The sequence below is a fragment of the Pseudoalteromonas sp. Z9A5 genome (assembly GCF_011378875.1).
Lineage (GTDB): Bacteria > Pseudomonadota > Gammaproteobacteria > Enterobacterales > Alteromonadaceae > Pseudoalteromonas.
In genome coordinates this window covers 1-26,737 of the sequence record NZ_WTLC01000050.1, presented here as the reverse complement: position 1 = coordinate 26,737, position 26,737 = coordinate 1, and the positions used below count along the sequence as shown (strand labels likewise).

The 26,737-nt window shown below is 38.5% G+C and carries 22 protein-coding genes and 1 pseudogene; 10 read left to right on the top strand and 13 right to left on the bottom strand.

Annotation, left to right across the window (positions count from 1 at the left end; genetic code table 11):
- The first annotated feature begins 177 nt into the window (after window positions 1-177).
- Complete coding sequence (locus GQR56_RS19005) at window positions 178-318, top strand: hypothetical protein (protein WP_166114429.1); 141 nt, start codon at window positions 178-180, stop codon at window positions 316-318.
- Window positions 319-386: 68 nt separating this feature from the next.
- On the opposite strand, the gene GQR56_RS19000 is transcribed toward GQR56_RS19005, so the two are convergent.
- The 7 genes from GQR56_RS19000 to GQR56_RS18970 all read right to left on the bottom strand — a co-directional run bounded on the left by GQR56_RS19000 (window position 387) and on the right by GQR56_RS18970 (window position 4,804).
- Window positions 387-812: a GNAT family N-acetyltransferase gene (locus GQR56_RS19000; protein ID WP_166114426.1), complete on the bottom strand. Its 426-nt coding sequence runs from the start codon at window positions 810-812 to the stop codon at window positions 387-389.
- Window positions 813-852: 40 nt separating this feature from the next.
- Entirely contained in the window at window positions 853-1,446 is a 594-nt protein-coding gene (locus GQR56_RS18995) for a DUF2238 domain-containing protein (RefSeq protein ID WP_024612770.1), read from the bottom strand.
- Window positions 1,447-1,507: 61 nt separating this feature from the next.
- Entirely contained in the window at window positions 1,508-2,299 is a 792-nt protein-coding gene (locus tag GQR56_RS18990) for an SDR family oxidoreductase (protein WP_024612771.1), read from the bottom strand.
- A 59-nt stretch (window positions 2,300-2,358) separates the two neighbouring features.
- Window positions 2,359-2,892, bottom strand: a complete 534-nt coding sequence (locus GQR56_RS18985; protein WP_024612772.1) for an Mpo1-like protein — start codon at window positions 2,890-2,892, stop codon at window positions 2,359-2,361.
- Between the two features lie 83 nt (window positions 2,893-2,975).
- Window positions 2,976-3,395: a hypothetical protein gene (locus tag GQR56_RS18980; RefSeq protein ID WP_166114423.1), complete on the bottom strand. Its 420-nt coding sequence runs from the start codon at window positions 3,393-3,395 to the stop codon at window positions 2,976-2,978.
- Window positions 3,396-3,466: 71 nt separating this feature from the next.
- Window positions 3,467-4,141 (bottom strand): Crp/Fnr family transcriptional regulator, encoded by a 675-nt coding sequence (locus GQR56_RS18975; RefSeq protein WP_024612774.1) that lies wholly within the window; start codon window positions 4,139-4,141, stop codon window positions 3,467-3,469.
- A gap of 3 nt (window positions 4,142-4,144) precedes the next feature.
- Window positions 4,145-4,804, bottom strand: coding sequence for a hypothetical protein (locus GQR56_RS18970; protein ID WP_024612775.1), 660 nt, complete (start codon window positions 4,802-4,804; stop codon window positions 4,145-4,147).
- A gap of 822 nt (window positions 4,805-5,626) precedes the next feature.
- Between GQR56_RS18970 and GQR56_RS18965 the strand changes: the two genes are divergently transcribed.
- From GQR56_RS18965 to GQR56_RS18940, 6 genes are all read left to right on the top strand, one after another.
- A complete protein-coding gene (locus GQR56_RS18965) occupies window positions 5,627-8,593 on the top strand; it encodes a TonB-dependent receptor (protein WP_166114420.1) in 2,967 nt (988 codons plus the stop codon).
- Between the two features lie 122 nt (window positions 8,594-8,715).
- Entirely contained in the window at window positions 8,716-10,266 is a 1,551-nt protein-coding gene (locus tag GQR56_RS18960; protein WP_166114417.1) for a tryptophan halogenase family protein, read from the top strand.
- Window positions 10,259-11,746, top strand: coding sequence for a tryptophan halogenase family protein (locus GQR56_RS18955; protein WP_166114414.1), 1,488 nt, complete (start codon window positions 10,259-10,261; stop codon window positions 11,744-11,746). The genes GQR56_RS18960 and GQR56_RS18955 overlap by 8 nt, the downstream gene beginning before the upstream one ends.
- A gap of 237 nt (window positions 11,747-11,983) precedes the next feature.
- Window positions 11,984-13,312, top strand: coding sequence for a GH1 family beta-glucosidase (locus GQR56_RS18950; RefSeq protein ID WP_166114411.1), 1,329 nt, complete (start codon window positions 11,984-11,986; stop codon window positions 13,310-13,312).
- 32 nt (window positions 13,313-13,344) lie between these two features.
- Complete coding sequence (locus GQR56_RS18945; RefSeq protein WP_165741114.1) at window positions 13,345-14,871, top strand: MFS transporter; 1,527 nt, start codon at window positions 13,345-13,347, stop codon at window positions 14,869-14,871.
- 75 nt (window positions 14,872-14,946) lie between these two features.
- A complete protein-coding gene (locus tag GQR56_RS18940; RefSeq protein ID WP_024612561.1) occupies window positions 14,947-15,948 on the top strand; it encodes a LacI family DNA-binding transcriptional regulator in 1,002 nt (333 codons plus the stop codon).
- A gap of 8 nt (window positions 15,949-15,956) precedes the next feature.
- On the opposite strand, the gene GQR56_RS18935 is transcribed toward GQR56_RS18940, so the two are convergent.
- The gene (locus GQR56_RS18935) at window positions 15,957-16,901 is read right to left on the bottom strand and encodes a LysR family transcriptional regulator (protein ID WP_166114408.1); all 945 of its coding nucleotides are present in this window, start codon (window positions 16,899-16,901) and stop codon (window positions 15,957-15,959) included.
- Between the two features lie 139 nt (window positions 16,902-17,040).
- Between GQR56_RS18935 and GQR56_RS18930 the strand changes: the two genes are divergently transcribed.
- Together GQR56_RS18930 and GQR56_RS18925 are read left to right on the top strand one after the other, a co-directional pair.
- Window positions 17,041-17,988, top strand: coding sequence for a sodium-dependent bicarbonate transport family permease (locus GQR56_RS18930; RefSeq protein WP_166114405.1), 948 nt, complete (start codon window positions 17,041-17,043; stop codon window positions 17,986-17,988).
- 564 nt (window positions 17,989-18,552) lie between these two features.
- On the top strand, window positions 18,553-19,722 hold the full coding sequence (locus tag GQR56_RS18925; RefSeq protein ID WP_166114402.1) for an MFS transporter: 1,170 nt from the start codon (window positions 18,553-18,555) through the stop codon (window positions 19,720-19,722).
- A 56-nt stretch (window positions 19,723-19,778) separates the two neighbouring features.
- On the opposite strand, the gene GQR56_RS18920 is transcribed toward GQR56_RS18925, so the two are convergent.
- From GQR56_RS18920 to GQR56_RS18900, 5 genes and pseudogenes are all read right to left on the bottom strand, one after another.
- Complete coding sequence (locus GQR56_RS18920) at window positions 19,779-22,868, bottom strand: PilC/PilY family type IV pilus protein (RefSeq protein WP_166114399.1); 3,090 nt, start codon at window positions 22,866-22,868, stop codon at window positions 19,779-19,781.
- Window positions 22,869-23,422: 554 nt separating this feature from the next.
- Window positions 23,423-23,934: pseudogene (locus tag GQR56_RS18915) on the bottom strand (M23 family metallopeptidase).
- 107 nt (window positions 23,935-24,041) lie between these two features.
- The gene (locus GQR56_RS18910) at window positions 24,042-24,311 is read right to left on the bottom strand and encodes a YrhK family protein (protein ID WP_024612752.1); all 270 of its coding nucleotides are present in this window, start codon (window positions 24,309-24,311) and stop codon (window positions 24,042-24,044) included.
- Between the two features lie 206 nt (window positions 24,312-24,517).
- Window positions 24,518-25,861, bottom strand: a complete 1,344-nt coding sequence (locus GQR56_RS18905; RefSeq protein ID WP_166114396.1) for an SPFH domain-containing protein — start codon at window positions 25,859-25,861, stop codon at window positions 24,518-24,520.
- Window positions 25,854-26,192 (bottom strand): hypothetical protein, encoded by a 339-nt coding sequence (locus GQR56_RS18900; protein WP_024612754.1) that lies wholly within the window; start codon window positions 26,190-26,192, stop codon window positions 25,854-25,856. The genes GQR56_RS18905 and GQR56_RS18900 overlap by 8 nt, the downstream gene beginning before the upstream one ends.
- Before the next feature lie 314 nt (window positions 26,193-26,506).
- On the opposite strand from GQR56_RS18900, the gene GQR56_RS21660 reads away from it, so the two are divergent.
- On the top strand, window positions 26,507-26,641 hold the full coding sequence (locus GQR56_RS21660) for a hypothetical protein (RefSeq protein ID WP_277344336.1): 135 nt from the start codon (window positions 26,507-26,509) through the stop codon (window positions 26,639-26,641).
- Window positions 26,642-26,737 lie beyond the last annotated feature (96 nt).

Here is a 26,737-nt window from a genome sequence, read left to right as displayed (position 1 = left end):
CAAAAGAGGGCTTTAGTTGCTGCTAAAGCCTGGGTCTCACATTACCCGAACTTGGTTATAAATAATAATTTGATGGGTTTATTATCCATACAAGCGCTTTAAACGAAACATGCTGGTTGCATCGAGATAGATGTTAATAACAACACGGTTTATTTGTCAGGTGACAAAGGCGGTTTGTTGGCTTTAGTTTCAAAATTAATTGAGGTAGCTAATTGTGCTGTAGATGGCTACCACAAACACTTAGATGGAATTGAATTGCCAAATGTATCAATTAAGCCTGATAATCTAGAGCTTAATATCGGCAAATCAAGTAGCTAGGTGCAATCAAAACCTAACAAGAACATTAGACGGAATTTGTTCTTCCCCTCGTTTATTAGGTCTCACGATTATTTTTTACCATACACATTCTCAGGATTTATTTGCATTAGCAGTGCTGGATTATCTATTGGTTTAAACCCGTATTGTGCATAAAGGCCATGTGCATCAGAAGTTGCTAATAAAAAGCGCCTGAGCCCTTGTAGCTCAGGGTGCTCTACTATCGTTTTAATAAGTAACTTACTCAGCCCATTTCCTTGCAAGTGCGTGGCAATAAATACATCGGCTAAATAGGCAAAGGTTGCTTTATCGGTCACTACTCGGGCAAAGCCAACTTGTTCGTTATGAGCGCTGTAAACACCAAAGCACATTGAGTTATCAATAGCCGATTGCATCACGCTTTTAGGAATGCCTTTGGCCCAATAGCTATTAGCAATAAAGTTATAAATAACGTTAAAGTTAAGTTTGCTTTTGTCTGTGCTAAGTTGAGTAGCCATTAATATTTAATGCGATTAGTGGACGTTTTTATCACTACTTTTATAAGTAATCTTTAACGTTTTTTAGCTGTTTATCGTGTAATTTTGAAAGCACTAATAACGAGAAAATTATCCCAAATAGCGCCCATCCCATATCTGATTGGGTATCCCACACGTAACCTTGAGTGCCTAAAAATGCTTCTGCGTTTTCGCCGCTTAAAACCGCAACCCACCACTCTATTAATTCGTAAAACGCACTAAATGCCAAACATACCGAAATAACAAAGGCGATTAACCACCCTTTGCCATTTACTACATTTTTGCGTAGTAAAATTTCGCGCGCTAGTAGCGCAGGTACAAAGCCTTGAAAAAAGTGCCCTACTTTGTCGTAGTTATTACGCTCGCTACCGAACAGGTTATCGAACAAAGGGACTTCGGCGTAGGTGTAGTGCCCGCCAATCATCAGCACAATACAATGCGCTAAAATAAAAGTGTATAAAATAGGGGTAAGTTTAAAGTGACTATAGGTGCTTGCTAGCAGCACTAAACCAATAATTGCGGGGATAACTTCAAGCAGCCATGTAAATTGATCTTTTGGGTTAATACCAGACCAAATTAATACAATAAAAAACAGGCTCAGCCATAAATATTTCATTTAGAATCCTTTTCTAAATTGATCAAATTTACGGCATTTTACGCCTTTGAAATAAGCGACGCTACCTATAGTTTGTTTTTGCTGTAATGCGATTAAACAAAGTAGGAAAAAAGCGTTTAATTGTGGGTGCCCAACCACTTAAGCCTTTACCAACAATCACTTCGTGTTTTTTATCGCTAATGGCGCGAATCATTTTTGTGGCAGCTACGCTTACATCCATGCCATTTTCTATCGACTCTTCTGGTTTATTTTGCGCTATGCCTTGCTCGTTTAATGAGTTATGCGCAATTGCTGTTTTTATAGAACCAGGGCAAATTGTTAAGCAATGAATGTTATGCTCGCTAACCTCTGCGCGTAGGCAATCCATAAAGCCAACAACCGCATATTTAGAGCCCGAATAACCCGTTCTAAATTTTGAACCTACTTTACCCGCCACGCTACTAATAGACACAATCGAGCCGCTGCGCCTTGCCACCATAGCAGGCAATACAGCTTTAGTAAGTGCAATTAAGCCAAAGTAATTAACCTCCATTAATTGGCGGTACACGTTAAAATCGTTTTCTAAAAATAAACTGCGCTGCGATACGCCGCCGTTATTAATTAAAATATCAATTGCAGGAAGCTCACTCATTTTTGCTGTTATTGTGCTTAATACGTGCTCTGGCTGGGCTAAGTCCAGCGGCATAACTAAGTGCCCTTCGCCTTTAAGCGTTGCTTTTAAATCGTTTAGTTTATCTACATTACGCGCCGATAAAATAACGCGTGCACCAAGCTGGGCAAACTGTATAGCAAGCTCTTTTCCAATACCTGACGATGCACCGGTGATCCACACTGTTTTATTATTATACTGCATACGTTATCTGCCCTTTTTTGTTATTTATTAGGTTTTATTAAGGTAGTTAGTAAAATGCTTTATGCCTTTGTAGGGCCTGCTATTGCGTTTACTTCGTTTTCTAATGTTTTATAAAAACCCATTAAAAAGAGGAGCTCAACCATTACATACAAAGGTCCAATAATTAAGCCAATTAGGTCATCTACAAACGCAGGTTTTTTACCTTCGTAATAGTGCCCAATAAACTGTAATACCCAGCCAAATACAAACACACCTACGCCAATACTTAACCAAGGCCAAAACGCCATTGCTGCAATAGGTTGAGCACCAACAAGGAGTAAAGTAAATATTACGGCCATAATAAAGCCGAGCGAAAAGCTCAGCATAAAATAATAAACAACCGACGCTAATACAAAAAGTTGTGCGCCATCAATTACAAAGCTATTAATCATTAAGTTATCAGTAACAAAACCACCAATAGGTATTTGAATGCGTGCTAGTAAACACAGCACTGCAAATACAATTAACGGAATACCAAAAAAGTGCGTTAGTACATTACGCTTAGAACGATGATACAAACCATATTTACCAAGCTGCTGTTGAAGTGTTTTCATTGTGTTGCCTTTATTTTTATATGAAAACTTACTTTAGCAAAAGTAAGTACAGCAACAATGTCAGGTATCCGACATTTTGTAAATTAAACAAATGCAGAAATAATCTTCCCTTGCTCATGCTCGGTTTTCATACCCATACGATCTGAGCCTTGTTGATACTCTTGCTCGAGCATTTTTTGAAGTTCCTCGATTTTATCAGCAATTACGCTAGGGTCTGCGCCCTCACCTTGCTGTTTTTTAGTGAGCTCTTTAGTAAGCTCTTCTATTGCTGCTTTTAGCTCGTCTATTTTGTCTTTGTTTACACCTAAACGTTGATAAACCAGCGCTTCTTGAGCACGTTCTAAAAACGTTTGATCTTTAGGCGTTGAGCTAATGCCTTTAACATCATTTGTTTTTTCGTTAGGGAGGGTATTAGTTGCCGCAACGTCGCTTAGACCTGCCGCTTTATTTACTGTAGGAGAGTTATAATTACTGTATTGATTTTTAAAGGTTATTGTAGTCATTAGCTCAAATCCATTGTTGCGTTACATAGTTTGTAGCAATTTTGGTTCCAACTAAATAAAGTAGTCTTTATTTAAGCTTGTGTAGCACGGGCCTGTAACTTTTGTTTATCTAAAACAGTAATTCGTTGATACCCTAAGCTAATAGCTTGTAAGCTAACGAGTTGTTGCAGTATTTGATTAATAGTTTGGCGTGTTAGGTAGGTCATATCAGCGAGTTGCTGTTGAGATAAAACAAGCGGAGTTAAATGCTCTGTATGTTCGCTAAGCATTAAAAGTCGATTACATATTTTTTGCTCAGCACTTAATAATGCGTGATCTTCCATTGAAGTAAACATAAGGCGTAATTTTTGCGCCAGTAATAATCCAAATTCTTGCCAATATTGTGGTTGTTCATTTAAAAGCGGTTCAAGCGCACGGTGTGAAACATAAAAAAGCACTACGTCTGTTTGTGCGTATACATCGTGAGTGCGCAGGCCACCATCAAATAAAGTTACCTCGCCAAACCAAAGTGACGAATCAATAAAACTAAGTACAGCTTCTTTACCTTCGTTACTTACGCCACTAATACGTACTACACCACTAAGTACTGCATAAATTCCATCGTGCTTATCACCACGTAAAAATAATGACTGCTGGGCTTTAAGCGAGAGGGTTTTACCCTGCGTTAATAAAAAACTTTTTAAGTAAGGGCTACGTTTTTTAAACCAGTGCCCTTGTTCAATCACGTTTTGCTGTTGAGGGGTCATTATTTACTGCATTCTTTTATTAAAGGGCTGTGTTTCGCGGACCAGTTTTTTAGGTAAGTTTAAACCGGTTGCTATAACAAAATCATCGTAAGGGTCGTTACCCGAAAACAACTCAGTTATAAGCGTGTCATTTTTAAAAACATTAACGGTTACGCCGCTGCCCATGCCACCAGAGTTAATAATATAATAATGGTACTCACCATTACTAAAAAATAGAATGCTTTCACCAACACGCCCTACTTGCCTGTAGTAACTGCCAAATGGCGCCTCTGCAGTCGCTAGTTTTTCAAGCCCCATGTCATCAATTCGACCAAAGCGATAACTAAGCGAAGAGTCGTCTTTTGCAACGCAAATAGATAACACGTTATCAGAAGGCTCAAGCTTATAAACAATTGATTCGTCAATGGAGCGAATAACTTTGTGCATTTTAGCGTTAATGTAAGCTGTTTCATCACTTTTGCAATGCGTGCCTACCAATCCAACAACTAAAGCCGGCTCACTTATTTGAATAGCAGCAGGTGCATTTGCATCAAAGTCTATTGACGTATTACTTGCATTATTATTTAGCTGAGGCTTACCTTGTATTGATGTACTTTGATTATCGCAACCAAACAATGCCAATAAGAAAAAAGAATAAAAACTCGCTAAAAATTTAATGTTCATAAAAAATCCATATGAGATAGAGCCTTTAAAATAGCGACAAAATAAGGTACTCGCAACACTCTTATACACAATATTTGATAACTTTATAGTTAAACCATCTTATGCAAAACCTACGTTACTTTTTGGTGATTTAATTAACGATTTTTTAAACAATTGTTGGTCTTTTAAAGAGCAATTTATAATATGAGATATAGCGATATTTTTAGATTTTTAGATTTTTAGATTTTTAGATTTTTAGATTTTTAGATTTTTAGATTTTTAGATTTTTAGATTTTTAGATTTTTAGATTAGCTTTTCAATATATATTTTGGAGTAGGCTTAAATTTTGTTTTTGATCGGGAGTATTTTTAATAATAATATTTGTCACCACTAAATTTGCGCCTTAGTAAAGTTAGTAAACCCGCCAGTCAATTTGCTATATCGTTGCCAAATACAAATTAACATTTAGTTAAACCCTCTTTTATTGCAAAGTGTTAAATACTTAAATAACTAAATAACTAAATTGACCAATAATCAATTTTTTATAACAAAAAGTTGTTACAAATTTATCCAAAAATGAAACTCAATAAGTATCTGTAATAACTAAATTAAATTATTTTACATCTAAAAATAATACATTTTAAGAACAATTTAGTCTCATTTTATTAAAACAATAGTTGACCCTATTTAAAATATAAACTAGCATTTCTGGAAGCGCTTCCACAAGATCACTTATTTACGCACTTCTGGAAGCGCTTCCATACATTTGACAATGTTTATAATTACACAATAACAGCCCCATACAGCTGTTAATAATAATGATAAAAGTGCGAGGGAAACCGAATGTCCAACCATATTGTAAGAAAAACAAAGATAGCGACCAGCCTATCTCTGATTTTAGGCGCATCAATCTCTTTACCTGTATATGCACAAGAAGCAAATACAGATGTTGAAGTAATTCAAGTTACTGGTTTTAAAAGCAGTATTAAAGAGTCAACTCGGTTAAAACGCGACGCTGCAGGTGTTGTAGATGCAATATCAGCTGAAGATATTGGTAAATTCCCTGATACCAACTTAGCCGAGTCGCTACAGCGTATTACAGGTGTGTCGATTGATCGTTCAAATGGTGAAGGATCTAAAGTAACTGTTCGTGGTTTTGGTCCCGACTACAATATGGTAACCCTAAATGGTCGTACTATGCCGGCAGCTTCATTGCCTTCAGGCGGTGGTACACCAAGCTCTCGTGCTTTTGACTTTGCAAACTTAGCGTCTGATAGCGTTAAGTCGGTTGAAGTATACAAAACAGGTAAAGCAAGTATTGCATCAGGTGGTATTGGCGCAACAATTAATATAAATACGGCTCGCCCACTCGACAATCCAGGCTTTATTTCAAGCGTAGGTGTAAAAGCATTACACGACTCAACAAACCGTGTTGGTGATGACATAACACCAGAGCTTTCGGGCTTAATTAGCTGGACCGACAGTGAAGCTAAATTTGGTGCTTCGTTAACAGCAAGCATGCAACAGCGCGATAGCTCGTCAACAGGTGCGTTTGTAAATCAATGGAATACATCTGCTTTTGACGGCACAATTCCACAAGCTGCAGACGATATTGTTTTAACTAATGCACCCGCTGTTGGCCAGCTTTATTCAATGCCATCAGATTTGCGCTACACCATTGCCGACAGAGAACGTACTCGTACAAACGCGCAATTAACACTGCAGTACAGCCCAATTGACGATTTAACAGCCACGCTTGATTACACGTATTCTAAGCAAGATTTATTCGAAACCCGTGCTGAGCAATCAATATGGATGGATAACTATAAAAGTGCGCTAACGTTTGACGATAATACGGTAAAAACCCCTATTTATTACCGAGAAGAACGTCGCGATCAGCAAACACGCGATTTAGGTTTAGCGTTTCAAGAGCTAAACCAAGTTAATCAAAACGATTCTATTGGTTTAAACGTTGAGTACTATTTCAATTCAGAATTGAGCTTTATGTTTGATGCGCACAATTCAAAAGCCACTAGTAAACCAGATGCACCTTACGGCAGCTGGGTAAACGCAGGCTTGGGCGCAAACGTAGTTAACGCACAAGAAGTTGATTTTAGCCGCGAACTGCCATCAATGAGTATCGATTTTGATGATTGCCGCCGAGACAATCTAAATTGTAATAATACGTTAGATGCCTCTGATGTGGGTACGTCTATTTTAGATTCTAACTTTGCTCGCCAAGAGTCTGAAATCACAGAATTTAGAATCCATGGTAAATACGAAATTGAAAACGGTGCAATTGACTTTGGTATAGAGTCTCGCTCTATGGAAAGCCATTCACTGCAATCACTTACACGTAATACAATGGGTAACTGGGGTATAGAAAACCCAGGCGAACTACCTGATGGCTACCTAAACCCAACAAACTTTTTAGCTGAGTTTGACGACTACGATACATCTGGTTCGTACAACCAAGGTTATACCGGCAGCGCATCGCAAATTGGTTACTGGGCTGGTGATGAATACGGCTTTAACTTTGCAGCCGATGGCGCATTTGCAACTAACCGCACCATTGAAGAAGATATAACCGCAGCGTTTGTGCAATTTACTTACAATGGTTACATTGGCGATATGCCATACAACATTGTGATTGGCGCGCGCCAAGAGTCTACCGACATTACCTCAACGGCTAATATCGATTTACCTAACGCAGTAGCGTGGGAAGGTAATAACGATTTTAACGTTCGTTTTGGCTCAGATAAAGAAGATTTCACGCTTAAATCTAGCTACGATCACTTTTTACCAAGCTTTGACTTTGACATAGAAGTAATCGAAAACGTAAAAGCGCGTTTTTCTTATAGCACAACAATTGCTCGCCCAACTTACGACAACTTAAGTTCAGCAGCGACTGTTGGTGTACCAGGCGCCCCTACTCTTTTAGCGGGTTCTTCACCGGCTACAGCGTCAACGGGTAATCCTGGTTTAGTGCCGCTTGAATCAGATAATATTGATGTATCGGCTGAGTGGTACTTTGCAGAAACAAGTTATGTGTCGGTAGGTTATTACACTAAAGACATCGAAAACTTTATTGGTTTAACACCAATGACGCAAAACTACTACGGATTACGCGATGCAACAGCGGGCCCTCGCGCTCAAGCTGCCATTGCTGAACTGGAATCTCGCGGACTTGCCCTAACCGATTCAAACTTATTTCAAATGGTTGCCGCAACAGAAAACAACGTTGATTTTGACTCTATGACCTACGAAGAGTTTGAAGCCGCTTACGATGTAATTGCTAACAGCGACGACCCATTACTAGAATTTACAGCGCAAGTACCTACCAACAATAAAAATGCCACCATTGATGGTTTTGAAGTTGCCTTTCAGCACTTTTTTGGTGAAAGCGGCTTTGGTGTGCAAGCAAACTACACCACAGTTAATGGCGACATAGACTTTGATGTAAACGCCGACCCTACTACTACACAATTTGCATTAGTGGGTTTAAGCGATACAGCTAACTTTATTGCAATGTACGAAAACGATGATTTTCAAGCACGTATTGCTTACAACTGGCGTGATAAGTTTTTAAATAGCGCAGCTCGATACGTAAATGAGCCAGGCTTTACTGAAGAATATTATCAAATAGACTTTAATGTTGCGTACAACTACAGCGAACAACTATCGTTTTTTGTTGAAGGCCTTAACATTACTGAGCAAAACAGCCGCGAACATGGTCGCACGTCAGTACAATTGTGGAACCTACAACAGCTAGGCGCACGTTACAATATTGGTATGCGTTACAACTTCTAAAGGTAATACAAAGTAAAGCCGTTAGTTTTTACTAACGGCTTTTTTGTATTTAAGCTGAGTACAGGTTATTTATAACAATAATAATGCTAGTTTAATCGTTATCAATATTAGGGTTTTAAGTCATGACCAAACCAATAACAAAAATAGTCGTTTTAGGTGGTGGCACTGCCGGTTGGCTAAGCGCAGGCTTATTAGCCGCTGAACACCCGCACCTTAGTGTTACGTTAGTTGAGTCGGCAAATGTGCCTATATTGGGCGTGGGCGAAGGCACGTGGCCGTCAATGCGCAACACGCTGCAACGCATTGGCATTAAAGAAATTGATTTTATAACCCAGTGCGACGCGTCATTTAAGCAAGGTTCTAAATTTATAAATTGGCGTAACCTCAGCGAGGGAGAAAACTACTACCACCCTTTTATGAATCCACAAGGCTACGAGCACACTAATTTACACGCCAGCTGGCAACGTATTGCACCTGATCAAAAATTTGCCGACGTTGTTAATATGCAAAGCTTTGTATGCCAAGCAGCACTTGCACCAAAGCAATTACAAACACCTGAATATGCTGCGGTCACCAACTATGGTTATCATTTAGATGCGGGTAAATTTGCTGAGTTTTTAAAAAATCACTGCGTTAAAAACCTAAACGTTACACATATTATTGACGATGTAACCGAGGTTATTAACGACGAGCATGGCTATATTGCCTCATTAAAAACAAATAATAATGGCAATATAATAGGTGATTTATTTATAGATTGCTCAGGCTCTCGTGCTCGTTTAATAGGTGAGCATTTTAATAGTGAGTTTATAGCGCAAGATCATATTTTATTTAATAACAGCGCTGTTGCGGCGCAAATACCTAATGCACACACCGATCAACCAATTGCCTCTGCTACGCTATCTACAGCGCAAAGTAACGGTTGGATTTGGGATATAGCCCTGCCAACGCGCCGTGGTACAGGTTATGTATTTAGTAATAAATATCAAAGTGATGAAAGCGCAACAAATACACTAAAAAGCTACATAGCCAAAAGCACCAGTGAGCAACAAGCTGAGCAACTTAACTACCGCGTATTAAAATTCAGCCCTGGTTACAGGCAACAATTTTGGATTAAAAACTGTGTTGCCGTGGGTATGTCTGCTGGCTTTTTAGAGCCACTAGAAGCGTCAGCTCTTGCTATGGTTGAGCTTTCGATTAGCATGATAAGCGAGCAACTACCGCAAAACCGCACACACATGAGCCAGCTTGAAACGCGTTTTAATAACCGTTTTAGCACTCGTTGGCAGCGCGTTATTGAGTTTTTAAAACTTCATTATGTGTTAAGCGAGCGCGACGACACTCCTTATTGGCAAGATATTAGTAATTTAAATACCGCACCCGAGCGCCTGCAAAACTTACTTAAACTTTGGCAATTTCAGCCCCCTAGCCGCTTTGATTTTATTGAAAACGAAGAAGTGTTTTCATCAAGCAGTTATCAATACGTTTTATATGGCATGGGCTTTAATACACAAATAGTATCTGCACAAAATACATTTAACGACCCACGTGCTGGGGATTACTATTATCAACAAAATCGCGAAAAAATAGCGCAGTGTTTAAATCGACTGCCAAGTAATCGCGCGCTTTTAAATCACCTTTTATCAAATAATGGGCAGCCACATAATGACTAAAACAAACGCTGTTAAAAACGTAGTAATTGCTGGAGGCGGCACTGCCGGTTGGATGGCCGCAGCGGCACTTGCTAAACTAGTTGGTAACAATATAAACATAACCCTTGTTGAATCTGACGATATTGGCACTGTAGGTGTTGGCGAAGCAACAATTCCGCCTATTCGTACATTTCATAAATTGCTGGGTATAAACGAGCAAGCATTTATGAAAGCCACTCAAGCCAGTTTTAAATTAGGTATTAGCTTTGAAAACTGGGGCGATGAAAACACGCATTATATTCACTCATTTGGCGCAACGGGCAAAGAATGTTGGGCGGGTGAATTTCATCACTTTTGGTTGCAAGGTAAAACTTTAGGAATAAACAACCCATTTGGCGATTACTGCTACGAGCTGCAAGCTGCTAAAAGCGGTAAATTTGCGTTTAATCAGCAAAACCCCATTAACTATGCTTACCATATGGATGCCACACGTTACGCGCAGTTTTTACGTGAATTTTCAGAGCCATTAGGCGTAAAACGCATTGAAGGTAAAATACAAAAAGTAATAAAAAACCCTAAAACGGGCCATATAGAATCACTTACTTTAAATAATGGCGAGCACATTAACGGCGACTTTTTTATTGATTGCACCGGCTTTAGAGGCTTATTAATAGAGCAAGCATTGCATACTGGCTACGAAGACTGGTCGCATTTACTACCGTGTAACAGCGCCATTGCGGTGCAAACAAAATCAACCAGCGATACCGTATTGCCACTTACCCGCTCTATTGCCCACAAAAGCGGCTGGCAATGGCGTATACCGCTGCAAAACCGTGTAGGCAACGGATTAGTTTATTGCAGCCAATATATGGATGACGAACAAGCCAAAGCGTTGCTGTTAAATAACATTGAGGGCGAGCCGCTTACAGAGCCCCGTATTATTAAATTTAAAACAGGGCGTCGCTTAAAAGGCTGGAACAAAAACTGCCTAGCGCTTGGCCTTGCTAGCGGTTTTGTAGAGCCACTTGAGTCCACCAGCATTCACTTAATTATGTCAGGTATTATTCGCTTTATGCGTTTATTTCCGTTTAATGGCATTACCAATCACGCAATTGACGAATACAACAAACAGCTTAAAAGCGAAATTGAAAATATTCGCGACTTTATTGTGCTGCACTACAAAGTAACTAATCGCAATGACAGCGAGTTTTGGCAACACTGTAGTGCGATGGAGGTGCCAAAAACACTTCAACATAAAATTAATTTGTTTAAGCAAACCGGCCGTGTATTTTTAGACGATGGCGACATTTTTAGAGTCGACTCGTGGGTGCAAGTTATGCTTGGCCAAGGTATTGAGCCTAATCAACATCACTTAATAGCCAGCATGATGAGTGATGAAGAACTCACCCGCTTTTTACACGGTATTAAGCAACAAATAGAGCAACGCGTAAGCCAATTACCGTCTCATCATGAGTTTTTAAAACAATATTGCCCAGCATAAAAAAGCCCTTATTACTAAGGGTTTTGGGTACACACAACAACTTTTATTTATTTAAATTTAACTATTGACCTGCTTATCAATAGCCACTAACCTAAATATGGAAGCGCTTCCTTAAAGTCATTAAAGACCATTGCTTGAGATTAATTAAATTAAATATGGAAGGGCTTCCACTTATGCAATTTATAAAATATAAATAAAAGCCAAATTTACTACAAAGAAAACAGGGGTTTTCTCTTAATGAAACAATTATCTTTACCTAGTGGCTCACCACTTTTAGCTAAAAACTTTACTTTTGGTGTAGCTACAGCCTCATTTCAAATTGAAGGTGGTGCAGCCGATCGCTTGCCGTGTATTTGGGATACCTTTTGCAGTAAAGAAGGCAAAATTGTTGATAATTCGAATGGCGATGTAGCATGTGAACATTACACTCGCTGGGAAGATGATATAGAACTAATTGAATCATTAGGCGTAGACGCTTACAGACTTTCTATTTCGTGGCCACGCGTAATGACCTTAAATGGGCAGTTAAACCCTAAAGGCGTTAAGTTTTACACCGATATTTTAGATGAGTTAAAACGTCGTAATATTAAAGCTTTTGTCACTTTGTACCACTGGGATTTACCACAACATATTGAAGACGAAGGTGGCTGGTTAAACCGTAACACCGCTTACGAATTTGCCCATTACGCAGATTTAATTACAAAAGCATTTGGGGATCGTGTGCACTCTTACGCTACTTTAAACGAACCGTTTTGCAGCTCTTTTTTAGGTTACGAAATAGGCGTACATGCACCTGGTATTGTAGGGCGCGAATTTGGTCGTAAAGCCGCTCATCATTTATTACTTGGTCATGGGTTAGCTATGCAAGTACTTGCTAAAAACAGTCCAAATACACTAAACGGTATTGTACTTAACTTTACGCCTTGTTATTCAGTTACCCAATGCGAAGAAGATTTAAAAGCCACTGCATTTGCTGATGACTATATAAACCAATGGTACATGCAGCCTGTAATGCAAGGTAAATACCCTGATATTATTAAGCAGTTACCTAAAGCCCACCGCCCAGACATTTTAGAGAGCGATATGGAAATAATTGCTCAACCACTGGATTATTTAGGCGTTAATTTTTATACCCGCATGCATTATCAAGCAAGCGAAACCGACTTTTACCATGAGCTGCCACATAAAGCGCCAATGACCGATATAGGTTGGGAAATTTACCCTAAAGCGCTTACAGAGTTACTTGTATCGTTAAACGAAAAATACACCCTACCATCTATTTATATTACCGAAAACGGTGCAGCCATGGCTGACGAATTTAAAGACGGTGAAGTGAACGATAACGACCGTATTGAATATTACCACGAGCATTTAAATGCCCTACATAACGCAGCAGAGCAAGGCGTAAAAGTAGATGGTTACTTTGCGTGGAGCCTAATGGATAACTTTGAATGGGCAGAGGGATATTTAAAACGCTTTGGCATAGTACACGTAGACTACACCACACAAAAACGAACTGTTAAAGCCAGCGGTAAAGCGTACAGTAAACTAATAACAAGCCGATAAATTATCGGCTTATAACAATAAGAACACACACTGTGAACAAACTCCCTTTATACGAAAAAGTCGGTTACGCTATGGGCGATGCCGGCGCTAACTTAGTATGGCGCGGTGCGCTTGCTTATTTAGCGGTGTTTTACACCGATACATTTGGCATATCGGCTGCAGCCGCTGCCATGTTATTTTTGGTTGTAAGGCTATCTGATGGCGTAACCGATATTATTATGGGTATGATTGCCGACAGAACGCAGTCGCGCTTTGGTAAATTCCGTCCATGGATACTCTACTCAGCACCGTTTTTGGGCTTGTTTATGGTGCTGTGTTTTACTACCCCCGACTTTAGTACCACCAATAAACTTATTTATGCCTACGTAACCTACATTGGTTTAACGCTTGCTTACACCGTAAGTAACGTACCCTACTCGGCACTTATGGGCGTAATGACACCCGACGATACAGAGCGCACAAAGCTCTCTGGTTTTAGGTTTGCTGGTGCCTTTACTGGTGGTTTATTAGTGATGGGTTTTTTACCTGAGCTAGTGGCTTTTTTTGGTGGCGGCGACGATGCCAAAGGCTATCAGCTTACTATGTACTTATTTGCCAGCTTACTTATTATTTTAATGATTATAACGTTTGCGACCACTAAAGAACGTGTAACACCGCACGCCTCAAATGAAGGCAATTTAAAATCAGAGTTATTTGATTTAACCAAAAGCCTGCCATTTATAATCCTACCTTTGCTTGCTACTACCTTGTTTTTTTATTACCGCGATTTATACAGCGGCGTATTTTTTGCCCTTGTTATGGCAGCAATGACATTCGTTATTAAAAAATTACTCAATAAAGATAAGCAAAGCTTAACGGGATCACAGCGCGACATGGTTGATCTTCTGACCAATAAACCTTGGTTGGTATTACTTGGCATTGGTTTTTTAACCATGATGTTTAATGGCATAAAATACGGTGTAATTGCGTACTACTTTAAGTACCACGTAGCCAATGAACTCATGGCTGGGCAATACTTTATTGCCTTGTTGGTTGTATCTATATTAGGCGCACTTGCCACAGGTAAACTGGCCGAAATTATGGGTAAACGAAACCTATTTATTGCATCATTAATGCTAAGCGGCATACTCACTACTGCATTTTACTGGGTGCCTAGCGATAACCTAGTTGCTGTATTTACCTTTGGTTGCGCTGCTGAATTTTTTGCCGCAATGATGCCAACATTATTTTTTAGTATGCTTGGTGATTCAGCCGATTATTCAGAGTGGAAAAACAAACGCCGCGCTACAGGCCTTATTTATTCTGCGGGTACATTTGTGCAAAAAACCGGTGGTGGTTTTGCAGGTGCATTAGTATTAGTGGTACTTGCAGGCTACGGCTATAACGGCATGGATGAGCTAACAATTACACAAGCCCTACCTGGTATGCAGTTACTTATGAGCTGGATACCCGCCGCATTTGCTTTTTTAGGTGCCGCATTGATGCTTATTTATCCGCTAACCTCAGCGATGACGCAAAAAATAACAGAAGACTTAGCAATTAGACGCAGTAATGTGTAAATTAACTTTTAATGATTCTTCGCGCTTTATATTTTTATAAAGCGCGAGTAAAAACACATATAAGCTAGGACATCAATGGCGACAATTTATCAAGTATCAGAAATGGCAGGTGTGTCTTTATCAACTGTTTCAAGGGTACTTAACGACAACGACTACGTAAGCAAAAAAACTAAAAAAAAGGTATTAGAAGCAATGAAAGAACTAGGCTATCAGCCAAGTTCTATTGCACGCTCTTTGGCGTCTAGCACTACAAACAGCGTAGGTATTTTAGTTTCTGAATTGGATGGTCCGTTTTTTGGTCAGATGATGTCAGCCATTGAAGAGCATCTTCGTATTGCGGGTAAACACGTTATTATTACCCCTGGGCACAGTGACGAGAAAAAAGAAAAAAACGGCTTTGAGTTTTTAATAAGCCGTAATTGCGACGCTATTATTGCTCACGTAGAAGCAGTATCAAACGAGTACTTGATTGAGCTAAGTAAAGGTAAAACCCCTATTTACTTAATGAGCCGCTACGTTAAAGAAATTGAAGAAAACTGCATTAGCCTCGACAACGTCATGGGCGGCTACTTAGCCACTAAAGCCATGATCAACAAAGGTCATAAAAACATTGCGTACATAGCAGGCCCGCAGTTTAAAGAAGATGCGTCAAATCGTTTAAAAGGTCACAAACAGGCATTAGCAGAATACAACCTAACCTTTGACGAAAAGCTATTTTACATAGGCGACTTTAAAGAAACCGGCGGCAGCGATGGCTTAAGGCATTTTATTCAAAATAAAGCGCAAATAACCGCCCTTGTATGCGCCAATGACGAAATGGCATCGGGTGCCATGAAATACGCCCGAGAGCACGGTTTTAACTTACCAAAAGATTTAGCCATTATTGGGTTCGATAACGTAATTTTTACCAATTACCTCTACCCAACGCTTACTACAATAGATAACCCAGTTCCCGAAATGGGCAGAGCTGCGGCTAACTTAGTGCTTAAAGACATTTACAAAAAAAGCGGCATAACAGTAAATCATGTGTTTCAGCCAAAGCTTATTTTAAGAGACTCAACACCCGACATTAATTAACTTTAAACCTAATTTAAATCTAATTTATGTAACTCGTTACGTACCCACTGCGTATCTAAATATTGCTCTACGTGTTGCTGCGCAAACTTTAAAAAGTTACGTGCAGCATGCGATATGTGCCTATCTGTTCGCATTACAAAATACCACTGACTCGCCAAATGGGCATCGCTTACGTTTAACACTTTAAAACTAGTATCGTCTGTTGCAAGTACATGGCGTGATAAAACCGCAATGCCCATACCCGATGCAACCGCGACGCGTATTGCTTCATTACTCGCCATTTGCACACTATCGCTCAGCACTAACCCTCGGCTTTGTAGTTCGCTTTCAAATAACATACGTGTTGCTGAGCCATTTTCTCGCAGTAAAAAGCGATACGGCATTAAATCAGTTAATTTAACGGCTTTTACGTGAGCTAACGGATGATTTAGCGGCACTATAAATTCTAGTGGATTATGCAAAAAGCGCGCAGCTTGTGCGTGTTCAAGCGACGGCGGGTGGCTAAATACATAAATATCGTCCTCTCCTCGCTCAAACCTATCAAGCACCTCTGCCCTGTTACCTATTTCAAGCGGAAGCTCAACATGGGGATGTAAATTACTATAAGGTCCAAGCAGTTTTGGTAGAATATATTGCGCGGTATTAACCATTGCGATTTTACAACGGCCGCGCGCTCCGCCATTAAGCTCGGTTAAAAAATCTTGGTAGTCTTCAAAGTGTCCAAATACCTGTTGGCATGTTTTAAATAGCTCAAGTCCTGCATCGGTCACGTGTAACTTTTGCTGTTGTATAAGGAGTAATGGCTCGCCTACTGCTTCTTGTAATCGCTTTATTTGTAGCGATACCGTTGGCTGTGTTAAGTGTAAACGCCTTGCAGTTTCGCTTATTGAACCCGTTTTAACCACGCTCATAAATACTTCAAGCAACCTAAACGATATATGTCGTAAATCCATACCTACCTCATAGCCTCTTACTTAGTTAACAACTCCATAGATAACTATCTATATATAACTCGTATTTATTTTATTATTTACTATACAAAGTTTTATCTACAATAGCGCCACTTAATTTACCATTTAGTAAGGAAAGCCAGTGCCAGATATTGTTGTTATGTTTTTTATTTTAGGATTAGTAGCGGGTATTTTACGCTCTGACTTGGCCATTCCAAAAGCCACCTACGACACATTAAGTTTATTGCTCATGTTAACCATAGGCTTAAAAGGCGGAATGGTACTGCACGGTAACTTAAGCTGGCAACTACTGCCCGAAATGGGGTCGGTAATGCTGCTTGGTGCATTTATACCCCTCATGCTTTACCCTATTTTAAAATACGTGATTAAACTCTCTGTTGCTAATAGCGCCAGTATTGCCGCGCATTACGGCTCAGTGAGTGCAGGTACATTTGCTGTTGCACTCGCCTACGCCGAGTCGGCTAAGTTGGTAGTAGGCGCAGAAGTAACCCTGTATTTAGTGATGCTAGAACTTCCTGCAATCATTGTTGGTTTATTGCTTTACCGAAAACTTGATAAACAAAACAGCCAAAAAAGTGAACCCTCGTTAAAAGCGCTTTGGCACGAAACTCTCACAAACAAAAGCGTAATTTTGCTCATCGGTGGTGTAATCATCGGAATGATGTACGGCACAGTTGAAGGCAGCCAAGTAACGAGCCTTTTAACAAATAGCTTTAAGGTTGTACTTGCCTTATTTTTACTAGAAATGGGTTTAGTAGCGGCGCAAACTCTTCGTCCTATCCCATGGAAACATTGGAAACTAGCCGTATTTGCTATTGTAACCCCGCTATTTTTAGGCACGATTGGCGTAACAGTAGGCACACTTTTAAATTTAGAATTAGGCTCGGTAGTTATATTGGGAAGCTTAGTAGCCAGCGCCTCTTACATAGCCGCGCCCGCTGCAATAAAAGCGGCAATTCCTAAAGCCGATATTGGTCTTGCTATGCTGAGTTCACTCGGTGTAACTTTTCCGTTTAATGTGATTGTTGGTATTGGTTTATATCACCACCTTGCGGTAGCAATGCAATAAACAAATAAGTGTTAATTTAATCACTTTAAAAACTGTTAAACCCTATTCTACATAGGGTTTAACATTAGGGCGTGTTGACCTTTCGTGATTGATTTTGCAGCAGACTGTCTGGTATTTAAGCAAGGCAGAGCCTATGTAGTGTGGTTATTCCCCATAAATAGGCGATAACGCAGCATAAATGCCAAACATGCGCTGCCCTTTGGGTTCTTTCTAGGGACGATTAACTCTTTGTTGCTCGGTTTTTACTTAGCCCGCTAGGTTACAAACCTCGCGCCGCGATTAAATCGCCCCTAGATTGAACAAATTTCAATCCACAAAGATCAACACGCCCTAATAAATGCTCACAAATATAAAACAATATCTACATAAAAAAACTACAATAAAAAGCATAATAGATCCGATATTTTACCAAAGTGATCGTTTTAAAGTTTATTTATATTGTTTAATAAAAAATCACTTTACTTATCTTTAATTTGGCTCTAAATTCGCGCAAATTTTATTATTAAAGTAACCTCTCAAACTTTAAAACAGTGGTTATTTACCTTCAAGAGTCGATAAATACAAATGGCCGAATTAGCCGCCACAAGCCCCAAAAACAACCCTTTAGCGCCTGTTATAGGGCTGTCGTTTTTTGCTATTGCCTCGGGCTTTTTAATGAGCCTTATTCCGCTGTCGTTACCCGCATTTAAACTCGATGAAAACCTAGCGCCTTGGCTTGCGAGTATTTTTTACTTTGGCTTACTTATTGGCGCAACCACAATAGAACGCATTGTGGTAAAAATTGGTCATCGCTTCGCTTTTATATTATTTTTAAGCCTATTAATAGTCAGCGTGATCGCACAACTTGCGCTGCCAAATACCGTTAACTGGTTAATTGCACGATTTGTAGCGGGCATTGCTGTTGCTGGTGTATTTGTAGTTGTTGAGTCTTGGTTGTTAATGACCAATACGGCAAAGTCGCGGGCTAAACGTTTGGGCTTATACATGACCTCACTTTATGGGGGCAGCGCGGTTGGTCAACTTGCTATAGGGCCGCTTGGCACCGAAGGTTCAACGCCTTATTTATTTGTAGCCTCGTTATTATTTTTAGCTATTTTAGCGCCTTTATTAATAACCAAAGGTCAGCCCGAAAAACAGCATCTTGAAAAACTACCACTAAAAGAAATAAAAACACTAAGCCACCCTGCAATGCTCGGATGCTTAGCGTCGGGCTTATTATTAGGTCCTATTTATGGCTTAATGCCGGTGTATATTGCAGCGCAAGCTGATCAAGCTCAATACACAGGTACGCTCATGGCCGTTATTATTTTAGGTGGCATGGTAGTGCAGCCGCTTGTGAGTTACTTATCTACTCGGCTTGAAAAAAGCTTACTGATGGGTTTATTTTGTTTAGTAGGTGCCGTGGGCGCTGTGGGTATATTACAAGCAACAACATTGGGCGGATTAATAGTAAGTTACTTAATATTGGGCGCATGCAGCTTTGCACTTTACCCAATTGCAATTACGCTTGCGTGCGACTCCCTGCCAATGGCAAAAATAGTCTCGGCAACTGAGGTTATGCTTTTAAGTTACAGCATTGGCTCGGTATTTGGCCCTATGCTTGCTGCACATTTATCTGATGCACCAAACGGTATTGTGTTTTATTTAGCAGGCTGTTTAATCACTACCTGTATTTACATGTTTATTAAAAGCATTAAAAATATTCGCGCAGGTAAAAACCCTGTAGCAGGATAATATTAAAAACAAAACCCACCTTATTTAGGTGGGTTTGTATTTATAAGCAATATATTTTAATCAGCCATTGAGCCGTATTCTTCTCGTTTAAAAATATAAGTTTGTTGCGTATTAAACCCAATACCGAGCATTTTATTTTTATCAGTCAGCTCAATTTTACCATCAACAACTTTTAAATTAGGACCAAGTACTTCAATTGGTTGAATGGGTTTATTCGATCCTTCAATACCAGGACCTATTAAATAGAACTTACTAACTTGCGTTACTTCAATATCTTCTATTCCACTAGTCGTATCACAATAGCCATTATTATTTGAATCAACGCACGAAGGGCCTTCACCAAAAAATAACTGTGGAGTATCTGGTACATCATAACTGGTAGTAAATTTTAAATCTTCGTAAACCTTAGTACCATAATGAAGATGAAAGGCATAAAGCGAGCCACCACCGCCAGTTAGCGAACACTGGTTTTGAGTTGATGATACCGATGCCGGTGTAAAAGAAGTAAAGTAAGCTACGCCGCCTACAACTGTTGCTGCCGCCAGTGACTTTTCACCTGTACCCAACTCATAACGCCAACCTTTAAATGCGCCTAAATCTACTTCAAGGTTAATAAACCCTTCAACATCATCAAGCTTGTTACCAAAAGGGTCATCGTTCATTTTCATTAAGTCATCAATTTGAATAGGAACAGGAAACTCATCAAAAGATTTAGTTAATGTATTTTCATCACGGATCATAAAGAGTTGGTCTTGCTCATTAGTTGCAAGTGGATTTGAACGATTACCACTTCCTATTACTATTGCATCGTAAGGGGTATCTAAACGCGTAGTAACAATTTTGCCATCAACACTCGTTTTAGTCGCTTTGCTAAAAATAGTTCTAGCAACTAACGGTTTATAAAAAAAGCGCCTGTCTTGTGAAGCTAAAGTGCTTCCTAATTCTGCAAGTTTAAAGTGGGTAATATCATCCTTATTATCAGTTGGCATATCCACTCGCCAAATATTGCCACCGGTGTCGGTTGCGTATATTCGGTCAATATATCCGTCGTAGTTAGAATCAAGAGTCGTTACATCGGCAGCAATACTGTGCTCACCGGTAAAGCTATTTTCTTCGGGAGTAAGAGCCCATACTTTTTCACCCGTTTTAGCTTTAACAATATAAATACCACGTCCGATAGAATCATTTGATCTTAGTGCATTGTCTTTATTAACGTCGTAGCCCGCACCAAATACTAGCAATGGCTCATTACCAAACGCTTTAATATATGCAACTTGAGGTTTAGACCATGTTTGCCCTAAATACTTAAACTCTTCTGACCCACCAATAATAGGTTTATTCCATAACTTTAAAGGTTGTTCGGGAGTGCTGATATCCAAGGCATAATAATTTCTTCCACCACGGCGCATACCTGCAAATGCCCAAACCTCATCACCTTCGCTCGCTTTAACAACACCATCATTTAAACCTTCGCTATTTAAACTTTTGTTATTAAAGTAAACACTGATAGGTCCATCCATTCCATACACTTTGGTATTGGCTAAATTTGAACGTAACGCTGGAATGTTTTTTAATAGTGCAGCTGGTGTAAAGGCCCATTCTTCTTCAACAGTCTCGCCTTTATCTTTAAACATATGCAAAAAGCCAGCGTTAGTCCCAACTAGTATACGAATACTCCCATCACCGTAATCTATTGATACTGGCTTAGAGTGAAGCGGATCTCCAAAAATATCAGAGCGTTGCTCAGTGGATATGCTATCAGCATCTTCGTCATCAACATCAATGCCTCTTGCCCAATTAACATCCTTTAGATCTAATGTTAAAGCTGTGCCTGGCACAAGATCAGTTGCTGTACTTGTATCTAAATTTAAAACTTTTTCGACATTCTCAATGTTAAAGTCAACAATACTGCCTGCTCTATCAATGTAAATTTTACGTTTATCAGAATCAAGAGTCGATAAGAGTAAATTAACCCCGCCCTGAGCAACTAAATTACCATCTGCTGGCTTATTGTCTGGCAACCAAAAAGTGCGTGCTTTTTCATCTATTAACCCATTGTTATCAATGGCAATGTTGTCATCAGAATCTAAAATATTAGAGCCAGATACTTTAAGTTTTTTTAAGTTGCCGCTCCAGCGTGCACCGGTTTCTGGGTAAAACATTGCGAAATAAATAGATTCGCGACTACGAGTTTGATCTACATTATTACTTGCTACCGAAGGAGACGAAAAACTATCATTAACTTCTCGTATTTTTGAAATCGTGTTATTCAATGCCTCTGAAAGCTCTTCTGAGGTATCTGCGTGTAAATACTCACCACCACCTAATAGAGCTGTTTTTTCTAATAACTTTTTGCCTTTAGTGCTCATACCATCACCAAAACCAATCGTAAAAACTCGCCCAGTGTCAGCTATATCTGCAGTGGTATCATATAAATCTATCTCAACGTCTTTTGTTCCATGAATAATCTGGGCTAAAGCGGCTAAATAACTACTACTTGTTGTAGTAGGATATGAACCAAAAGTAGATTTATAAAGATCTTCTATATCAGTATTACTCTGAGTATCACTTTGAGGGTCGCCGTCGGTCATTAAAATTAAATTTATTGAATTATCACAACGTACATCAGAACCAACTGCTTGAGTAAATGGAGAAATATACCGAGAGTTATTATCGTTATTTGACGTTCCGGTTTCAGCTAAAAAGTCACGTTCATCTGACTTTTTACCATACTCAACTTTTTGACCTGTTAAGTACAAATAAGCTTCCCATAGTGTTTCTGTTACCGGAGTGCTACCAGCGGCTGGTAAAGCGTATATTTGGCTTAAAATCGTACTATGAGCAGAGCCAAGTCCTGCCATAATATAACCACCTTCATTTTTTCTAAAGCGCATCAAACCAAAATCAATAGAGTCATTATCCTTAACCAACTGACTCATCGCACTTATACCGGCATCTACTTTTTTAATACCATTAGGCAGCTTGTTTTTCATACTTCCCGATGTATCAAACACAATAATTACACGTGGTTTTTCATCAGTTTCTACATTATGATTTACATATAGTTCTATATCTTCAGCAAACACAGATAAGCTAATACCAGCCCCAAATAACGAGGCTGCTATCGTTTTTATTCTAAATTTCATTTTAAATCCCTTTATTTGCGCTTTTTATTTTTTTTGCACAAGTTAGTAACTATCGTATTCCGTGTTTAACAGTATTTAAGGTAGGAGTAATAATAAGCCACAGATAATATCGAGTTATTCACAACGCAAGTTATGCTCAATATTTGTCTTTTTTAGTATTATTAATATAAATTTAGCGTTGATTTTAAATAAAAATAGACTAAAGTCAAAATTGTTAACACCTGTTATCAACTTAAAAAGTAACTTATAAAAAATATAATGCTACTTTTAGGGATAACTCAAAACATTAATTTATTCATACTTTATTCGTGTATTTTTATTTTTTTACATTTCACATTTAAAATATTAACTTTTACTTTTATAACAATGACTTATTAAAAAAAGACCATTTCTAAAACGAAAAGCCAAGTTACTTAAAGTAGGTAGGTTATTTCTGAAAAAACATTACTATTCAGTAAAGCTGACTTATAAATAAACCAATATTTTTATATAAAATTATGAATATTTATATAATTTTGATAAAAACATAACTTTATCGTGAATATTATTGTTGGTTACTTGGTAAGTTTTTTATGAGGGCTTAAAAAAAACATTTTTTTCCACCCTTGGCTTTGCGTTGTAAAAAGCCACGGCATGGGCACCAACGATAAAATAGAGTAATGTACATGAGGCTGTTTTCCCGCCGCATTTCCTGTATCACCTAATAAACCAATCTGGCTATTTATACTAACCATATCACCGGTATTTACTGAGTAATTATTTAAATGTGCAAAGTAATGTATTCGCCATTTGGGTCCAAGCACCGCAACCACATTACCACCACGGGTTAACTCACCTGCAAATATAACAACACCGCTTGTTGAGGCAACTACGGGGGTATTTTTTTACCAAAAATATCAATTCCTTTGTGCACACCCGACCTACCCCAAGGTTCATACCAAAACGTATTATGGTTCCAATCCTTACTTGTAGCACCTTGTACAGGAATCATTATTTTTTCGGGAATTAGTAAGCCTATAATTAATAAAGTAGCTATACCAATTGTAATCCATTTAAGTACTTTCACTTTTCTATCCTTGATATTTAATAACTAACCTGAACTCTGGATAATAAATAATTTACCTATACAGGTAAATTATTAGCCATAATAACTGAACTCATCATGAGTCGTATTTATGGTGTTTTATTTGAATGAAACACCCGACTAACATGTACTAAGCTGATCAACTTCAAAACAGGTTTTATAAGTAATTGAGCACTACCCGCTATAAACAACCACGTACCACTTTGCACTAATGCATCATTTAAAAAGAAAAAACTACCAATTAAAAACCACACCGCAATAAAAAAATCGTTCAATGCACCTAACGCCTCATATCGTCGTTGAATAGTAATATGCTCTTGCCCTAAATCTAAAATAAATTGATTACTGTTCGAATCCATAACTGCTCACTATTTACCTTTTATTACCTAAATACATGTTTAATAAGCCACAAAGCTTACCTAAACAGTACAATAGCAAAATACGCACAATAAAAAACGCTGACCAATGCTTATTGGTCAGCGTTTTTATTGTTTATATAATAATATTTAAAAGCTAAGTATTTAAAGGCTATGCCTCAATATTGTTTATATATTTAGTAAATCGTTTATTTTTTCTCTTTTTCTAAACGTTTTTTAAGGCTTAATGCAGCGTCAGCGGCTAATAAGCGCATAAATTCAGAGCCATTGCTTTGCTCACCTTGGCTCGCGCCAATTACAATTTCAGGCACTAAACGGCTATTGCCTAAACTCGTAAATAAAGCGGTTTGAATTTTAACTTCTGCTTTTAACGTTTCATCAAATACATACTTAGGGTCAAGTGCCGCAGACTTAGCTCTTAAACGAGCCTCAGCTAAAACGTCCATACCTAATGCTTCTAAGCGTTGTTGCTTTAAAATCTCTTCTTGCTCTTTTGCAAGTTCCGCTTTTACAGCAACACGTTGCTGCGCAGAAATAATAGCATTTGCCTTAATTCGCTCAGCATCAATTTGCTCTTTAATTTTAAGCTTTTCTGATTCAGCACGTTGCTTAGCAATTGCTTGCTCACCTAAAGCAACTTCAGTACGTGCTTGCTGCTCTGCTTTTTTAAGATTTTGACGTGCTAATGCTTCATCAGCTGCGGCTTGTTTTTGCGCCTCAAGACGAGCATTTACTTTGCTCTCGTAATCAATATCAATAATACTGGCATCAACTACTGTAATACCATATGCACCTAAAATAGGAGCATTACGTAGCGCATTACCTTCATCGTCCATTTTAATATTAATAGTTACACGCTGCTGCTTACTTAAATTACCCAAATCGTCAGATTTATCACGTTCACCCGTACTAATAATTTGTTCAGTAACAAAAATACCGTTAGTTAATTGATCAGCAAAATCTTGGCTTAACTGACCATTACCACCAGAGTAATGTTGCTCTACCGACATCATACGCGCCGACGCTTTTACATTTTCAGTGGTCGCACGCATCAACAAGTTAGATATTAATGTTTCTTGTGAACCAAACTCTTCGTGTATTTTAAGCAAACCGCGTAAAGAACCCGATTCAGCTGCAGGTACATTGCCTGGTAATCTAAAGCGAGAAACACCTCTTGCGCCGCCCGTTGTCGTATCTAAAAATCGAATCGGTATTAACGGTACAATTGCGCTTGCTGTTGCGCCTGCGTCACCGGTAAAGTTAATCGAAATTACTTTTTTATAAGCCGATGTAGTACCAAACGCTTTTAAATAAGGACCAGCCTGATTTATTACGGTTAAGTTACCTGTAAAAGCTGATTGGTGAACCAAACGTTCATCAGCTTCATTCCACGAAATTACTTGCGATGTAAGTGTTGCAATAACTGCTAATACAACAATTATCGAAGCACCAATAATTATATTACGACGACCAAATCGATCCATAAAAGAATCGCTATTTTGTGCAGGAACCACATTCTGTTCGCTAGCCATTTTTATTACTCTCCATGTTTAATTTCTTTTTAACAAAGAAAATGATTTCCTGTTCACTTAAATGTGCACAAAAACTACCAGAACGATGTAGTTGAACAAATGTTGCGAGGATTTCTTCTTTGCCTTTAGCTGTTTCTTCTTCGTTTTCTTGAGTTTGATCTTTTTCTGTTAGTTGATTGATTAGCTCATCCACTATCGTGTCTGTATCAAACAGTACGTTGTATTCATTTGACTTTCTTACCCGGCTTTTATGTATATTGCTATAAATTACATAAATTGCCACGCACAAAATAATCACAAGCGTACTTAACCCAATAATATAAAAAATCATAAGATCTACTTTAATTGGTTTGAATATTTAACCAGTAATAACATGTGTAAATACAAGCACACAAATGTTAAGCCGTTAATTTTACAACAAACCTATGTAAAAAACAGATTAAAAAGAGTTTAATAAATGAAATAGAGTGTTAAATGTAATTTTAAAACTTAAGTGTCGTCGTATTTTTAACGTTTTAAAGTAAATTAATCTTATATGCTGCTATAAAAAACTCGACTAAATATATAAAAATCGGCACTGCTTATACTCGTTTTTATAGTAATAAGTATGTAAATGGCATTTTTAGAAAGTAGAAGGCTTACTCTATGTTAACTAAAATACTTCGTGGTTATCGCGGAGGTCCTAACTTTAAAAATAGTCAGCAAGCACATTATTATTTAAACGGTGAGTTTAAATTAACCCTCGCAATTCCCGCATGTAAAGATGCAAGGCTGCTGTAATCCCAGGGCAAGATCACGAACTTTACCTTGACTTAAAAGTATGATCTTATACTCCTTTTTTCAAGGAGCATTCTCATGCTTGATATTCAGCTATTT

What these genes read in the sequence shown, in the direction of transcription:
- GQR56_RS21660 (WP_277344336.1), top strand. Translation starts at nt 26,507, where the DNA reads ATGTTAACTAAAATACTTCGTGGTTATCGCGGAGGTCCTAACTTTAAA.
- GQR56_RS18920 (WP_166114399.1), bottom strand. Translation starts at nt 22,868, where the DNA reads ATGAAATTTAGAATAAAAACGATAGCAGCCTCGTTATTTGGGGCTGGT.
- GQR56_RS18980 (WP_166114423.1), bottom strand. Translation starts at nt 3,395, where the DNA reads ATGACTACAATAACCTTTAAAAATCAATACAGTAATTATAACTCTCCT.
- GQR56_RS18950 (WP_166114411.1), top strand. Translation starts at nt 11,984, where the DNA reads ATGAAACAATTATCTTTACCTAGTGGCTCACCACTTTTAGCTAAAAAC.
- GQR56_RS18940 (WP_024612561.1), top strand. Translation starts at nt 14,947, where the DNA reads ATGGCGACAATTTATCAAGTATCAGAAATGGCAGGTGTGTCTTTATCA.
- GQR56_RS18955 (WP_166114414.1), top strand. Translation starts at nt 10,259, where the DNA reads ATGACTAAAACAAACGCTGTTAAAAACGTAGTAATTGCTGGAGGCGGC.
- GQR56_RS18900 (WP_024612754.1), bottom strand. Translation starts at nt 26,192, where the DNA reads ATGATTTTTTATATTATTGGGTTAAGTACGCTTGTGATTATTTTGTGC.
- GQR56_RS18905 (WP_166114396.1), bottom strand. Translation starts at nt 25,861, where the DNA reads ATGGCTAGCGAACAGAATGTGGTTCCTGCACAAAATAGCGATTCTTTT.
- GQR56_RS18990 (WP_024612771.1), bottom strand. Translation starts at nt 2,299, where the DNA reads ATGCAGTATAATAATAAAACAGTGTGGATCACCGGTGCATCGTCAGGT.
- GQR56_RS18985 (WP_024612772.1), bottom strand. Translation starts at nt 2,892, where the DNA reads ATGAAAACACTTCAACAGCAGCTTGGTAAATATGGTTTGTATCATCGT.
- GQR56_RS18975 (WP_024612774.1), bottom strand. Translation starts at nt 4,141, where the DNA reads ATGACCCCTCAACAGCAAAACGTGATTGAACAAGGGCACTGGTTTAAA.
- GQR56_RS19000 (WP_166114426.1), bottom strand. Translation starts at nt 812, where the DNA reads ATGGCTACTCAACTTAGCACAGACAAAAGCAAACTTAACTTTAACGTT.
- GQR56_RS18965 (WP_166114420.1), top strand. Translation starts at nt 5,627, where the DNA reads ATGTCCAACCATATTGTAAGAAAAACAAAGATAGCGACCAGCCTATCT.
- GQR56_RS18925 (WP_166114402.1), top strand. Translation starts at nt 18,553, where the DNA reads ATGGCCGAATTAGCCGCCACAAGCCCCAAAAACAACCCTTTAGCGCCT.
- GQR56_RS18935 (WP_166114408.1), bottom strand. Translation starts at nt 16,901, where the DNA reads ATGGATTTACGACATATATCGTTTAGGTTGCTTGAAGTATTTATGAGC.
- GQR56_RS18960 (WP_166114417.1), top strand. Translation starts at nt 8,716, where the DNA reads ATGACCAAACCAATAACAAAAATAGTCGTTTTAGGTGGTGGCACTGCC.
- GQR56_RS18910 (WP_024612752.1), bottom strand. Translation starts at nt 24,311, where the DNA reads ATGGATTCGAACAGTAATCAATTTATTTTAGATTTAGGGCAAGAGCAT.
- GQR56_RS18970 (WP_024612775.1), bottom strand. Translation starts at nt 4,804, where the DNA reads ATGAACATTAAATTTTTAGCGAGTTTTTATTCTTTTTTCTTATTGGCA.
- GQR56_RS18995 (WP_024612770.1), bottom strand. Translation starts at nt 1,446, where the DNA reads ATGAAATATTTATGGCTGAGCCTGTTTTTTATTGTATTAATTTGGTCT.